12 protein-coding genes are annotated in these 14,249 nt (G+C 71.0%); 3 read left to right on the top strand and 9 right to left on the bottom strand.

Annotated elements, in window-relative coordinates:
- Positions 1-2 precede the first annotated feature (2 nt).
- From trpB to VGR32_RS02415, 4 genes are read right to left on the bottom strand one after another with little or no spacing between them, the layout of a single operon-like run.
- On the bottom strand, positions 3-1,220 hold the full coding sequence (gene trpB, locus VGR32_RS02430) for a tryptophan synthase subunit beta (protein WP_327447695.1): 1,218 nt from the start codon (positions 1,218-1,220) through the stop codon (positions 3-5).
- An 11-nt stretch (positions 1,221-1,231) separates the two neighbouring features.
- Positions 1,232-1,870 carry a phosphoribosylanthranilate isomerase gene (locus VGR32_RS02425; RefSeq protein ID WP_327447693.1) on the bottom strand — a complete coding sequence of 213 codons (639 nt, stop codon included), beginning with the start codon at positions 1,868-1,870 and terminating at the stop codon, positions 1,232-1,234.
- A complete protein-coding gene (locus VGR32_RS02420) occupies positions 1,867-2,565 on the bottom strand; it encodes a pseudouridine synthase (RefSeq protein WP_327448003.1) in 699 nt (232 codons plus the stop codon). The genes VGR32_RS02425 and VGR32_RS02420 overlap by 4 nt, the downstream gene beginning before the upstream one ends.
- A 32-nt stretch (positions 2,566-2,597) precedes the next feature.
- Complete coding sequence (locus VGR32_RS02415; protein ID WP_327447691.1) at positions 2,598-3,497, bottom strand: class I SAM-dependent methyltransferase; 900 nt, start codon at positions 3,495-3,497, stop codon at positions 2,598-2,600.
- 80 nt (positions 3,498-3,577) lie between these two features.
- Between VGR32_RS02415 and recQ the strand changes: the two genes are divergently transcribed.
- Positions 3,578-5,428, top strand: coding sequence for a DNA helicase RecQ (gene recQ, locus VGR32_RS02410; protein WP_327447689.1), 1,851 nt, complete (start codon positions 3,578-3,580; stop codon positions 5,426-5,428).
- A gap of 121 nt (positions 5,429-5,549) precedes the next feature.
- Positions 5,550-7,976, top strand: a complete 2,427-nt coding sequence (gene gyrB / locus VGR32_RS02405; protein WP_327447688.1) for a DNA topoisomerase (ATP-hydrolyzing) subunit B — start codon at positions 5,550-5,552, stop codon at positions 7,974-7,976.
- A gap of 6 nt (positions 7,977-7,982) precedes the next feature.
- Here the strand turns inward: gyrB and VGR32_RS02400 are convergent, their stop codons facing one another.
- Entirely contained in the window at positions 7,983-8,468 is a 486-nt protein-coding gene (locus tag VGR32_RS02400; RefSeq protein WP_327447686.1) for a surface-adhesin E family protein, read from the bottom strand.
- A 101-nt stretch (positions 8,469-8,569) separates the two neighbouring features.
- Here VGR32_RS02400 and VGR32_RS02395 point away from each other — a divergent pair, with 101 nt between their 5' ends.
- Positions 8,570-9,436 carry an alpha/beta hydrolase gene (locus VGR32_RS02395; RefSeq protein WP_327447684.1) on the top strand — a complete coding sequence of 289 codons (867 nt, stop codon included), beginning with the start codon at positions 8,570-8,572 and terminating at the stop codon, positions 9,434-9,436.
- On the opposite strand, the gene recF is transcribed toward VGR32_RS02395, so the two are convergent.
- From recF to dnaA, 4 genes are all read right to left on the bottom strand, one after another.
- Positions 9,433-10,566, bottom strand: coding sequence for a DNA replication/repair protein RecF (gene recF, locus VGR32_RS02390; RefSeq protein ID WP_327447682.1), 1,134 nt, complete (start codon positions 10,564-10,566; stop codon positions 9,433-9,435). The genes VGR32_RS02395 and recF overlap by 4 nt on opposite strands.
- Positions 10,567-10,611: 45 nt before the next feature.
- A complete protein-coding gene (locus tag VGR32_RS02385; protein ID WP_327447679.1) occupies positions 10,612-11,088 on the bottom strand; it encodes a hypothetical protein in 477 nt (158 codons plus the stop codon).
- Positions 11,085-12,203, bottom strand: a complete 1,119-nt coding sequence (dnaN, locus tag VGR32_RS02380; protein ID WP_327447677.1) for a DNA polymerase III subunit beta — start codon at positions 12,201-12,203, stop codon at positions 11,085-11,087. The genes VGR32_RS02385 and dnaN overlap by 4 nt, the downstream gene beginning before the upstream one ends.
- Before the next feature lie 194 nt (positions 12,204-12,397).
- Positions 12,398-13,831: a chromosomal replication initiator protein DnaA gene (dnaA, locus tag VGR32_RS02375; protein WP_327447675.1), complete on the bottom strand. Its 1,434-nt coding sequence runs from the start codon at positions 13,829-13,831 to the stop codon at positions 12,398-12,400.
- Positions 13,832-14,249: the final 418 nt, after the last annotated feature.

The raw sequence follows: 14,249 nt of genomic DNA, 5'->3' as shown, positions 1-14,249 counted from the left end.
GATCACAACTCCACACCCAGGTGCTTCGCCACCGCGAAGATGTCCTTGTCGCCCCGCCCGCACATGTTCAGCACGACGTCCCCGCCCTTGCCAACCTCGCGCGCGATCTCGCCCACGCGGGCCAGGGCATGCGACGGTTCCAGCGCGGGAATGATCCCCTCCAGCTTCGAGCAGAGCTGGAAGGCTTCCAGCGCTTCCTGATCGGTGGCGGCGCGGTACTCAGCGCGGCCGCTCTCGTGCAGCCAGGCATGCTCCGGCCCGATGCCCGGATAGTCCAGACCGGCCGAGATGGAGTGACCCTCGAGGATCTGGCCGTCGTCGTCCTGCAGCAGATAGGTGCGGTTGCCGTGCAGCACGCCCGGGCGGCCGCCCTGCAGGCTGGCGGCGTGGTCGGGGCCGTCGAGGCCGCGTCCCGCCGCCTCGACGCCGATCAGGCGCACGGAGGGATCCTCGATGAAGGGATGGAACAGGCCGATGGCGTTCGACCCGCCGCCGATCGCCGCCACGCAGGCGTCGGGCAGCTTGCCGCGGCGGGCCTGCATCTGGGCGCGGGCCTCCTTGCCGATCACCGACTGGAAGTCGCGCACCAGCTCCGGATAGGGGTGCGGCCCGGCGGCCGTGCCGATGATGTAGTAGGTGTCGGCCACGTTGGTGACCCAGTCGCGCATGGCCTCGTTCATCGCCTCCTTCAGCGTCGAACGGCCGTTGGTGACCGGCACCACCTCGGCGCCCAGCAGCTTCATGCGGAAGACGTTGGGCGCCTGCCGCTCAACGTCGACGGCGCCCATGTAGACGGTGCACGGCAGGCCGAAGCGGGCGCAGACGGTGGCGGTGGCCACCCCGTGCTGCCCGGCGCCCGTCTCGGCGATGATCCGCGTCTTGCCCATGCGCATGGCCAGCAGGATCTGGCCCATGCAGTTGTTCACCTTGTGCGCGCCGGTGTGGTTCAGCTCGTCGCGCTTGAACCAGATGTCGGCGCCGCCGTGGTGATCCGTCAGGCGCTGGGCCAGGTACAGCGGGCTGGGCCGGCCGACGTAGTGCGCCAGCCAGTCGTCCAGTTCGGCCTGAAAGGCGGGATCGGCCTTCGCCGCCTCGTAGGCCTGCTGGAGCTCCAGCACGGCGGGCATCAGGGTTTCGGCCACGAACCGGCCGCCGAAGGGGCCGAAGCGGCCCTCGGCGTCGGGCCAGGCGTACTGCGAGTTCGGAAGAGGGGCGTTCACGGGTCCGGCTTTCAGGCCTCGGCCACGGCCCTCAGAAAGGCCGCGATGCGGGCGGGCTCCTTAACACCCGGGGCGCTTTCCACGCCAGAGGAGACGTCGACGAGGGGCGCGCCGGTGACGCGGATCGCCTGCGTCACGTTGTCGGGGTCCAGCCCGCCGGCGAGGAACCACGGCCGATCGAAGGTCCGCCCGGAGAGGATCGACCAGTCGAAGGCGTGTCCGACGCCGCCGGGCAGGTCGGCGCCGGGCGGCGGCTTCGCGTCGAACATCAGGTGGCCGGCGACGCTCGTCCAGGCGTCGGCCGCGCCCAGATCGGCCGGATCACGGACAGGCAGGGCCTTGATGATCCCGGCCTTCGTCAGGCGCCGGATCTCTTCCGCGCGCGCCGGGGTCTCTGAGCCGTGCAGCTGGACGAAGTCGGGACGCACGGTCAGCGCCAGAGTCGTCAGCAGGAGGTCGTCGGGGTCGACGAGCACCGACACGATCTTCGCCCGGCCCCGCGCCCGGTCGAACAGGGTCGCCGCCTCCAGCGGATCGAGGTGGCGCGGGCTTTTTTCGAACGTCACCGCGCCGACGAAGACCGCGCCGTGGGCGAGGGCCGCGTCGAGCGTTTCCGGCGTGCTGAGGCCGCAGATCTTGGCGAAGGTCATGCGGGCTCTCCGAACACGCGGTCGACCTCGGCCGGCATGAGCAGGCGCCAGTCGCCCGGCGCCAGATCGTCCGGGATCGTCAGACCGCCCATGCGCTCGCGGTGCAGGGCCTCGACGTGATTGCCGGCGGCGGCGAACATGCGGCGCACCTGGTGATAGCGGCCCTCATGCACCGTCAGCCGGGCCTCCGTCGGCGAGAGGACTTCCAGCGCGGCGGGGGCCAGAGGCTTGTCGTCGCCCTCCAGCATGAGCGTGCCGGAGGCGAAGAGGTCCTCCTCATGGCCTTCCAGCGGACGGGCCAGCGTGGCGCGGTAGACCTTGGCCACATGACGGCGGGGGCTGATGATCCGGTGCAGCAGGTCGCCGTCGTCGGTCAGCAGGAGCAGGCCGGTGGTCTGCTTGTCCAGCCGCCCGACGGTGGAAATGGCCGGGTCGCGGCGCCGCCAGCGCGAGGGCAGGACGTCGTAGACAAGAGCCCCGTCCTCCTTGTGCGAACAGGTCATGCCCAGCGGCTTGTTCAGCAGGATCACCAGCCCCGGCGGCGGGTCGACGGGGCGGCCGTCGACGGTCATGCGGTCGGGCAGGTCGGCGGTCGGCGCGATCTTGGCCGCGGCGTCCGTCAGGTCGCGGCCGTCCAGGGTGACGCCGCCGACCCGGGCCAGCTTCGCGATCTCCTGACGCGAGCCGTAGCCCATGCCGCCGAGCAGCCTGTCCAGCCGGACCGGCTTCACTTCGCCGCCTCGAAGATCTTGTAGCCCGCGCCCTCCTCGACGACGCGGACGCAGCGGAAGGCGTCGTTCAGGTCGGCCTCGTAGGGCAGGTGGCGGTTGGCGACCATCCAGAGGGCGCCGCCCTTCTTCAGCATCTCCGCCGCTTTTCGCACGAAGGCCTGTCCCAGCCGGCGATCCTCCTGCCCGCCGTCGTGGAAGGGCGGGTTCATGACGACGAAGTCGAGGTCGCCGGGGGTGGGCAGGGCGCGGACGTCGGCCTGCTGGAACGACGCGCGGGGATCGGCGACGTTCAGGCGCGCGGCCTCGACGGCGCGGCGGTCGAGGTCGACGCCGGTCAGGGCGGTCACGGCCGGGGACGCCAGCACGACGTTCGACAGCACGCCCACGCCGCAGCCCAGATCGGCGACGGCGCCCTTGAACGCGGGGAGGACGGCGGCGAGGCGGGCCGTGCCCGGATCGATCCGGTCCCAGGCGAAGACCCCCGGTCGCGACCACAGGCCGGTGTCGGGCACGATCCGCGCCGCGCCCGCGCCAATCGCCTCATCCAGCCCCGTCAGCGGGCCTTCCACGGTCGCGCGGCAGCGGCGGTGGTGCGCCTTCGGCTCGTCCATGACGGTCAGGCCGAAGCCCTCCAGCTCCTTCTTCAGGCGCGCGCCGCCCTTGTCCTTCAGCGCCATGGCGTCGATGCGGCCGCCGGGCTTCAGCGCGCGCAGGGCGTGGGCCAGCACCGCGCGCCGCTCCAGCGCGCCGGGCGGGGCGTGGATGACGGCCAGATCGACTGACCCCGGCGCGATCTCCTCCAGCGCCGCCGATCCGGGGATCAGGGGCGAGGTCTGCGTCGCCTCGGCGGGCGGATCGAACACCGCCGGCGGGCGGCCGTAGAGCAGCACGGTCATGCCCGGCTCAATCCACGGGAATGACGGCGAAATCAAATCGCCCGCATGACAGGCGCGACGCGCTGGGGCACTGACGCCCCGTGCCCGCCGAATCCCGCATCGACCTGACCGAGGCCCGCGCCCTGCTGGAGCGCGTCTGGGGCCATGCCGATTTCCGGGGGCTGCAGGCCGACGTGGTGGCCGAGGCGCTGGCGGGACGCGACGCGCTGGCGGTGCTGCCGACGGGCGGGGGCAAGTCGGTCTGCTATCAGGTTCCGGCCATCCTGCGGCCCGGGCTGGGGCTGGTGATCTCGCCGCTCATCGCGCTGATGACCGATCAGGTCGAGGGGCTGCGCCAGCAGGGCGTGCGCGCCGCGCGGCTGGACTCAGGCATGACGCTGGACGACCGGTCCGCCGTGTGGCGCGCGGCGCGGTCGGGCGAACTGGATCTGCTCTACGTCTCGCCGGAAGGGCTGGCGGCCGGGGCGATGCTGGAGCGGCTGGGCGAGATCGACCTCAGCCTGATCGCCATCGACGAAGCGCACTGCGTCAGCCAATGGGGCCACGACTTCCGGCCCGACTATCGCAATCTGGGGCGTCTGGCCGAGGCGTTTCCCGACGTGCCGCGGCTGGCGGTGACGGCGACGGCCGACGCCCGGACGCGGGACGACATCGTCGCCTCGCTGAGGCTGGGAGCGGCGCGGGTCTTCGTCGACAGCTTCGCCCGCCCCAATCTGGCGCTGGCGGCGGAGAAGAAGGGCGCCGGCACGCGCGCCTGGACCGAGCGGCGAGTGGTCGAACTGGTCTCGGCCCGGCGCGGAAGGTCGGGCGTGGTCTATTGCGGATCGCGCGACGGCTGCGAACGCCTGGCGGAGGCGCTGCAGGCGGCCGGCGTGGACGCCCTGGCCTATCACGCCGGCATGGACGGGCGGGAGCGCGACCGGCGTCTGGCGCGGTTCCTCGCGGCCGACGCCGGCGTGATGGTGGCGACCATCGCCTTCGGCATGGGGGTGGACAAGCCGGACGTGCGCTTCGTCATCCACGCCGATCCGCCGGGCAGTCTGGAGGCCTATTGGCAGGAGATCGGCCGCGCGGGCCGCGACGGCGAGCCCGCCGAGGGTCTGACCCTGTACGGCCCGTCGGACATCGCCTGGACGCTGAAGCGGCTGGACGGGCGGCCCATGGACGAGGCCGTGAAGGCCGCCCAGGTCGGCAAGGCGCGACGCCTGTTCGCCATGCTGGACGGCGCGATCTGTCGCCCGCAGGCGGTGCGGCGCTATTTCGGGGAGGAGGGGGCCCAGGTCTGCGGCGTCTGCGACGTCTGCCTCGATCCGCCGCGAACCTACGACGCCACCGTGCACGCCCAGAAGGCGCTGGCGGCGGTCCAGCGCCTCGACCAGCGCTTCGGGCGGGGCCGGGTCATCGACCACCTGACGGGCCGCACGAAGGACGTGCAGGGCTGGGAGGAGGGCCTGTCGACGTGGGGCGTCGGGGCCGACCTGTCGCCGCACGGCTGGCGCGAGGTGATCGACCATCTGATGTTCGAGGGCCTGCTGGAGGAGGACGCCAACGACGGCCGCCCGCTGCTGCGGCTGGGCGACCCGGCGGGCGTGCGCGCCGTCTATCGCGGCGAGCGGACGGTGGAGGTGGCCCAGGCGCCGGTGTCCGCGGCCCGCGCGACGCCCCGGCGACGCGGCGAGGGCAGGGCGGCGGCCGCGCTGGAGCACCTGCCGGAGGAGGTGCGGATGCGCTTCGAGCGCCTGCGCGCCTGGCGCCGCGACAGGGCGGCCGAGCAGCGCGTGCCGCCCTACGTCATCTTCCAGGACCGGACCCTGCTGGAGATCGCCCGCCTCAATCCCGGCCGCCTGCCCGAGCTGGCTCCCGTGCCGGGCGTCGGCGAAGCCAAGATGGCCCGCTACGGCGAGGCCGTGCTGAAGGCGCTGGCGGCTTAGGAAAGCCCGGTCGAATCCGCCGGATTCGCTCGCTTTCCGGGCTCGTATTTCCTATATCTTTCGTGTTCCGAACCGGCGCGGATTCGTGCCTCGGACCCAGCATTCCCGGACAGTTGACCGCATGACCGACACCACCGCCGACCAGCCGGAATACGGCGCCGATTCCATCAAGGTTCTCAAAGGCCTGGACGCGGTGCGCAAGCGGCCCGGCATGTACATCGGCGACACCGACGACGGCTCGGGCCTGCACCACATGGTCTATGAGGTGGTGGACAACGCCATCGACGAGGCGCTGGCCGGTCACGCCGATCTGGTCCAGGTCATTCTGAACGCCGACGGCAGCGTCACCGTGACCGACAACGGGCGCGGCATTCCGACCGACATCCACGAAGGCGAGGGCGTATCGGCGGCCGAGGTCATCATGACCCAGCTGCACGCGGGCGGTAAGTTCGACCAGAACAGCTACAAGGTGTCCGGCGGCCTGCACGGCGTCGGCGTGTCGGTGGTCAACGCCCTGTCGGACTGGCTGCAGCTGAAGATCTATCGCGACGGCAAGCAGCACGAGATGCGCTTTGAACGCGGCGACACGGTCAAGTCGCTGGAAGTCACCGGCACGGCGCCGACCCGCACCGAGGGGCCCAAGGCCGGCCAGCCCCTGACGGGCACGGAGGTGACCTTCTATCCCTCGGTCACGACCTTCAGCCACATCGACTTCGACCTGAAGACGCTGGAACACCGCCTGCGCGAGCTGGCCTTCCTGAACTCCGGCGTGGTCATCCGTCTGGCGGACAACCGCCATGCCGAGCCGTTCGAGGAGATCCTGCACTATGAAGGCGGGGTCGAGGCCTTCGTGCGCCACCTGGACAAGTCCAAGTCGCCGCTGCTGAAGGAGGTCATCGTCGTCCGCGGCAGGCGCGACGGCATCGAGCTGGACCTCGCCCTTTGGTGGAACGACAGCTACCACGAGACCATGCTGTGCTTCACCAACAACATCCCGCAGCGGGATGGGGGCACGCACCTGTCGGCGTTCCGCAGCTCGCTGACGCGGGTCATGAGCGGCTACATCGAGGCCGCCGGCGCCGCCAAGAAGGAGAAGGTCTCGGTCTCGGGCGAGGACGCGCGCGAGGGGCTGACCTGCGTGCTGTCGGTCAAGGTGCCGGATCCGAAGTTCAGTTCGCAGACCAAGGACAAGCTGGTGTCGTCCGAGGTGCGCCCGGCGGTTGAGGCCCTGTGCACCGAGGGGCTGTCGACCTGGTTCGAGGAGCACCCGGTCGAGGCGAAGTCCATCGTCGCCAAGATCGTGGAGGCCGCCGCCGCCCGCGAAGCCGCCCGCAAGGCGCGCGAGCTGACGCGCCGCAAGTCGGCGCTGGACATCTCCAGCCTGCCCGGAAAGCTGGCCGACTGTCAGGAGCGCGATCCCGCCAAGTCCGAGCTGTTCATCGTCGAGGGCGACTCGGCCGGCGGCTCGGCCAAACAGGCGCGCAACCGCGAGAACCAGGCGGTGCTGCCGCTGCGCGGCAAGATCCTGAACGTCGAGCGCGCGCGGTTCGACCGCATGCTGTCGTCCGACCTGATCGGCACGCTGATCCTGGCGCTGGGCACCGGCATCGGCCGCGACGACTTCAACGCCGACAAGCTGCGCTATCACAAGATCATCCTGATGGCCGACGCCGACGTCGACGGCGCGCACATCCGGACCCTGCTGCTGACCTTCTTCTACCGGCAGATGCCGGAGCTGATCGAGCGCGGCCACGTCTTCATCGCCCAGCCGCCGCTCTACAAGGTAGAGAAGGGCAAGACGTCGCGCTACCTGAAGGACCAGGCCGAGATGGACGCCTATCTGATCGAGGAAGGCGTGTCGGAGGCCGAGCTGGACCTGCCGACGGGCGAGCGGCGCACCGGCTTCGATCTGGCCGCGCTGGTCCGCGAGGCCAAGGCGTTCCGCGCCGGCGTCGACCGCCTGTCCCAGCGCGCGCCGGCCTTCGCCATCGAACAGGCGGCCCTGGCCGGGCTGTTCGCCGAGGACGGCGGCGATCCGGCGAAGGCGGCCGCGCGCCTGAACCTGTACGCCGAGGAAGGCGACGGGGCCTGGTCGGGCGCGCCGGGCGCCCAGGGCGCCGTGGCGTTCGAGCGGGTTCGCCGCGCCGTGACCGAGCGCGTCGTGCTGGAAGAGGCGCTGATCCGCTCGCTGGACGCGCGCCGTCTGGCGGAACGGGCCGCGGCGTTCGAAGGCCTGTTCGAGACGCCGGCGACCTACCGCCGCAAGGACAGGTCGGTGACCATCCGCGGCCCGCTGGACCTGCTGGACGCCGTGCTGGACGCCGGCAAGAAGGGCATCAAGATCCAGCGCTACAAGGGTCTGGGCGAGATGAACCCCGAGCAGCTGTGGGAGACCACGCTGGACGCCGACGCCCGCACCCTGCTGCAGGTCAAGGTGGAGCATCAGGAGGACGCGGACGATCTGTTCGCCAAGCTGATGGGCGACGTGGTGGAGCCGCGCCGGGAGTTCATCCAGGAGAACGCGCTGGACGCCGCCGTCGACGCCTGAGGCGCGTCAGCTCCGGTCTGAGGCGAGGAAATCTTCCAGCCGGGGCCATGCCCGGCCGCCCGGCACGTCGCCGCCGCAGGCCACCGCCTTCAGATAGGCCATGTTGGTCTCGGCCGGAACGTCCAGCCAGGTGGAGTCCGCTTCATCCCACGCGTCGATCGTCGCGCCGTCCGCGCCAAACTCCTCGGTCCGGACGACGCGCCACTGATTGGCCGGGCAGCGGAACTGATATTGCTCCACGGTGTGTTCGCGGTCCGCGCCGGACGGCGGATTGCGCGTGGTCCGTGCCAGGCGCACCGACTTCACGCCCTCGGCCTCGGCGATCGAGCCGACGTCGACGAGGTAGATCGTTGCCGAGGTCCGCGACAGGGTTCGCCACGACGCGGCGCCGGCCGCGGCGGGCGGTTCGGTGGTCAGGACCTCTTCCTGGGCGGCCGCCACCGCAGGCGCGGCAAGGCACGCGCCCGCCATCATCAAGCCCCAGACGTTCATTGCATCCTCCCCAAACAGCCCCGCGACATGTTCCGCCATCGCGCGCGGATGGCAAGCCCCGGCGCCCTGAACTCGCCGCAGGGCCGGGGCAGGATCGACCCATGTTCGCCCGAGGCCTGCCGCTGATCTCCGTCCTTATGCTCCTGCTGCTGGCCGCCGCCGTGCCGGCGCAGGCGCAGGCGTTCCGCTCCGACCGCATCACGGTCGAGACGCGCGGACGCGGGCCGGACGTGGTGCTGATCCCCGGTCTGGCGTCGACGCCGGTGATCTGGACGCGGCTGGCGGACCGGCTGGACGACGATCACCGCGTGCATCTGGTGTCGGTGCGCGGCTTCGGCAGCCTGCCGGCGGGCGCCAACGGAACGGGGCCTCTGGTCGGGCCTGTTTCGGGCGAGGTGCTGCGCTACATCCGCACGCAGGGCCTGCGTTCGCCCGCCGTGATCGGTCACTCCATGGGCGGCCTCGTGGCTCTGAGGGTCGGCGCGGACGGCGGACGCCAGATCGGGCGGATCATGGTCGTGGACGCCTCGCCCTTCTTTCCTGGGCTGGTGAACGGTGCGAGCTCGGCGCGGGACGTGGAGCCGCTGGCGCGCGTGGCCTATCAGACGGTGCTGCTGCTGGGCGGGGATGCCCTCCGGCAGGGCGCGCTGGGCGGAACCTCCGATACGGTGATGACCGGGATGGGCTGGCAGGGCGGCGACCGGCGCGTTCTGGCGCAGGGCCTGTACGAGGTGATGACGCTCGACATGCGCCACCGGCTGGACGAGGTGACCGCGCCCGTCACGGTCGCCTACGGCTGGAGCCGGGCGGGGGACTCCCCGCGGCGCGATCTGGACCGGCGGCTGCGGCCGGCCTTCCGCGGTCTGCGCACACCGCTGACGCTGGAGCCGATCGAGGGGGCCGAGCACATGGTCATGGTCGACCAGCCGCGCCGGTTCGAGGCGGCGGTGATGCGCTTCCTGCGCTAGGCGTCGGCGATCAGGGCGCCGCTCTCGACGCGCACGAAGCCCGCCCGGCCGCGCAGGGGGGCGAAGAGTTCCGCCTCCGTGCCGGTCATGAAGGCTTGCAGGCGCAGCGCCTCGACCTCGTCGAACAGGGCGGCGCGGCGGGCGGCGTCCAGGTGGGCGGGGGCCTCGTCCAGCAGCAGGAGCGGCGCCGCCGCCTGACCGGCCAGGCGGTTCAGCTGGGCCAGCACGAGGTTGAGGACCAGGGCCTTCTGCTCGCCGGAAGAGCCCTCGGCAGCAGGGCGGTTCTTCTCCCGGTGCAGGGCCGTCAGGTCCGAGCGGTGGGGGCCGAAGAGCGAACGCCCCGCCGCGGCGTCGCGGGCGCGGGAGCGGGACAGGCCCTCGCGGAGCGTCGCGGCGATCGCGTCGGCGTCCGCACCTTCGGCCGCGGCGGTTTCGGCTTCGCCGGTCAGGCCGAGATCGGCCTGGGGGAAGGGACGGTCGCCGCGCGCGTCGATGGCGGTCTGGAGGTCGGCCAGCGCCCGGGCCCGGGCCGTGGCGGCGGCGGCGCCCGCCTGACCGAGACGCAGTTCAAGCGCGTCCAGCCACAGCGGGTCGGCGGCGCGTCCCTCGGCCCCATCGGTCAGCAGGCGCAAGCGCTCCTTCAGCGCCTTTTCATAGGCCGAGACGTGGGCGGCATGGTCGGGATCGGCGGCGAACACCAGACGGTCGAAGAATTTCAGCCGCTCGGCCCGCGCGTCGCTGAACAGCCGGTCCTGCTCCGGCGTGGCCCAGACGGGGCGCAGCCAGTCCAGCAGGCGGCCGGGCGGGGCGGTCTCGCCGTCGATCCGGACGATACGGCGCGCGCCGCCGGCGGACTGGACGCCCGTGCCCAGCTTCACCTCGTCGTCGTCGGTGGTCAGGACCGCCGCCACGGCCCAGGCGCGGCCCGCCCGCTCGCCCGGCTCGCGCCGCCCCATCTCCGGCGCGGTCGCCCCGCGCAGCCCCTTGCCCGGCGTGAACAGGCTCAGTGCCTCCAGCACATTGGTCTTCCCCGCCCCATTGGTCCCGTGCAGCACGGTGATCGCGCTGCCCGGCTCCAGCCGCGCGGCGGCATAGGAGCGGAAGTCGGTGAGGTTGAGGGCGGTGATCAAGACGCGGTGTCGCCAGTTGTGGGCGGCAGCGGGCTGCCCCTGTGATCAGGCACCGTATCGCGCCTTCCACTCCTCCATAAGCGCCGCCAATTCCTCAGCCGGCAGTCGCAAGTTCGTCGGAAGCCAACCGTCGGCGGTAGAAGGAAGAATGACCGCGGTCCTTAGCGAGGACGTGGTCCTCGAGCGGGGACCCTTGCGAGCGAAGTAAACGTAGGCGCCGCTCATCCTGTGGATGGCCCGGAAGCCGTCGACGTCTGCCCAGCTGACCAGCGGCCTGGCATGCACCCCGGTGATCTCAAAACCGTCGGGCGACAGGATCAGGCGCGCGGGGTTGAGGGCTTCCAGACTGATCCGGATCAACCCGAGCAGGCACGCAGCCACCAAGAACCAGCCGAAAAAGACGTAAAACTGATCCTGTGATCGAAGGAAACTGAGGGACAGACCCACCGCAGCCGCGAACATAAACAATCGCCAGAACGTCGGCCTACGCTGCGCCACAAGGGTTTGGACCTCCTCGGTCACACCCGCAGCGGCATCAGCACGTACTGGACGCCCGGGTCGCCCGGATCGAGGACCAGCGTCGGGCTGGCCGGATCGGCGAATTTGAAGTGGGCGGTCTCGCCGGTGATCTGGCCGGCGACGTCCAGCAGGTATCGGGCGTTGAAGCCGATCTCGAACGGCTCTTCGGAGTAGCCGATCTCCACCTCCTCGACGCCCTGCCCGGCCTCCATGTTGCGCACGGTCAGGGTGACGCGATCATTGTCGAAGGCCAGTTTCACGCTGCGGCTCTTCTCGGCCGAGATGGTGGCCACGCGGTCGACGGCCGAGGCGAAGACGGCGTTGTCGACGTCGGCCTGCTTGTCGTTGCCCTTGGGAATGACGCGCATGTAGTCCGGGAAGGCGCCGTCGATGACCTTGGACGTCAGGCTGGCCTGACCGAACTCGAAGCGGATCTTCTGGGCGGAGACCATGACCTCGACCGGGCCGGAGCCGTCGTCCAGCAGGCGGCGGACCTGATCCACCGTCTTGCGCGGCACGATCACGCCGGGGCCGCCGGCGGCGCCCTCGGGCGCCGGCGTCTCGGCCAGGGCCAGGCGGTGGCCGTCGGTCGCCACGGCGCGCAGCAGGGGCACGCCCGCCTCGGCCACGGTGTGGAGGTAGAGGCCGTTCAGATAGTAGCGGGTCTCTTCCGTGGAGACGGCGAAGCGCGTCTTGTCGATGAGGCGGGCCAGATCCTCCTTCGGCATGGAGAAGCGCGCGCCGCCGGTCTCGGTCGACATGACCGGGAAATCGCCGGCCGGCAGGACCGGCAGGTTGAACTTGGACCGCCCGGCCTGGACCACCAGCCGGGGATCGTCGCCGTCGTAGCTGAGCGACACCTCGGCGCCGTCCGGCAGCTTGCGGGCGATTTCGTACAGGGTGTGGGCGGGCGCGGTGATCTGGCCCTCGACGTTCACCGTCGCCTCGGCCTCGTCGACCATCTCCATGTCCAGATCCGTGGCGGCGAAGCTGAGCTTGTCGCGGCCGGCCGACAGCAGGACGTTGGACAGGATCGGAATGGTGTTTCGACGCTCGACGACGCTCTGCACATGGCCCAGGGCCCGAAGGAGCGCGGATCGTTCGATGGTCAGCTGCATGTCGTCTCGCCCAACCCTGGGTCTCGGGCGACTCAGGCCGCCTCTACACTGTGGCCCGGAACACTAGCGGATTGGGGATGCGGGGCAAGAAAGGGGGTTGGGCTCAGGGCTTGGGGCGCAGGGACGCTTCGCCGCCGCCCGTGGATAACCCCGTGGACAACCGCTCTTCACGCACCTCCTGAGCCTTGGAAGCCTCAGCCCCGCAGCTTCCGCGTCAGGGCCTCGACGTCGCGGGCGACCTGATCGTCCTGTGTCATGAGCTCGCCGACCTTGCGCACGCCGTGCAGCACGGTGGTGTGGTCGCGCCCGCCGAAGCGGCGGCCGATGTCCGGATAGGACCGCGTGGTGTGCTGCTTGCACAGATACATCGCAATCTGGCGCGGACGGGCGACGGCGCGGTTGCGGCGGTCGCTGAGCAGGTCGGCCTGCTTCAGCTGGAAATGCTCGGCCACGGTCTTCTGGATCTCGTCGACGGTGATGCGGCGCTCCGGCCCGCCGCGGAAGGCGGCGCCCAGCAGGCCGCGCACCTCGTCAGTGGTCAGGGTGGACAGTCGGGCGCCCGCGGCGGCGGCGACGGTGTTCACCGCGCCCTCCAGCTCGCGCATCGTCCCCGGGGTCTGGTCGACGAGGTGTTCCAGCACGGCGTCGGGCGCCTCGCCCGAAACCACGCCCAGACCGGCCAGGGCGGCGAAGCGGTTGCGGGCCACGGCCAGCTTCAGGGCGCGGTCGCCCGCCTCGATCGGGCAGGTCAGGCCGGCGGACAGGTGGCTGCGCAGGCGCGGCTCGATCTCGGTCAGGGCCATGGGCGCGCGGTCGGCCGACAGGATGACGCGCTTGCCGTCCTCGATCAGCGAGGTCAGCGTCGACAGCAGTTCTTCCTGGGTCGCCGCCTTGTTGCCGACGAACTGGACGTCGTCGATCAGCAGCATGTCGGCGCCGCGCAGCGCCTCCTTGAAGCCCGCGGTGGTGCGGTCCTGGACCGCCCGCATGAAGTTCGACAGGAAGCGCTCGGCCGTCAGGTAGATCACCTTCGCGTCCGGGCGCAGGCGCTGCGCCTCCCAGGCGATGGCGTTCAGCAGGTGGGTCTTGCCGTAGCCGTAGGGGCCGCAGAAGACGACGGGATTGAAGTGGCCGTCGGCCCAGCCGGCGATCTGGCGCGCCATGGCCAGAGCGAAGCCGTTGCCCTGTCCCTCGACGAAGCCGTCGAAGGTCAGCCGTTCCTGCAGGCCGGCGGCGCGGACGGCGCGGGCGCCGTCGGCGACCGGACCCACGGTCGGGGCGGGCATGGCGGCCGGTCGCGGCGCGGCGGCGGTCGGCGCCGAGGCGATCACCGACGGGGTCACCGCCGGCATGTCGGCGCGGCACCGGACGTCCAGACGCCGCGACAGGCCGTCGAGGCCCAGCCACAGCTCGTTCAGACGACGCAGTGCGTTCTTCCGCACCCAGTCGCGGGCGTAGCCGGTGGGGGTGACCAGCACCAGCTGTCCGGCGCCGTCCAGACGCACGGCCGAGGGGGCGATGTAGCTGCTGAACGGCCCGTCGCCGATCTCGGCGCGCAGGCGGCCGGCCGCCTCCGCCCAGATCCGGTCCGGATCGGTCATCGCCACACGCGCCGCTTCTGCCGCCATCGTCGCCACCCCTTCGGTTCTCTTGCCCCAACCCTGACGCGACGGAGGAGCCGGACCCGGGCAAGGCTTCCCCGTCCCCGGAATCGCAGGATTCAGGGCTTGGGCCGCCGACCGGACAGACATCTCCCGCCGACGCGAAACGACCGTCTCGCGCCGTCTTCATCCGTGGTGGGATGGAAGTGCGTCAGGGCTGAAAACTACTCCCCGGCGGGGGGGCGTCAACGCTGATTCGAATCCTTCGAAGCAGTTAATTCGCTTGACTCGCGCAAGCCTAAAAACGGCCTCGGAATTTTTCCGGGCGACCGGTGTCCGTCCGGCCGAATCCGGCAGGATCACTTAGCTCCGGACATGACGAAGGCGAGACAGGTGATCCCGTCTCGCCTTTGAAAAGCTTGATCTTTACCATGACGGAGCTGTG

The organism is Brevundimonas sp. (assembly GCF_035935935.1).
GTDB lineage: Bacteria > Pseudomonadota > Alphaproteobacteria > Caulobacterales > Caulobacteraceae > Brevundimonas.
This window is presented reverse-complemented; position numbering and strand designations above follow the sequence as displayed.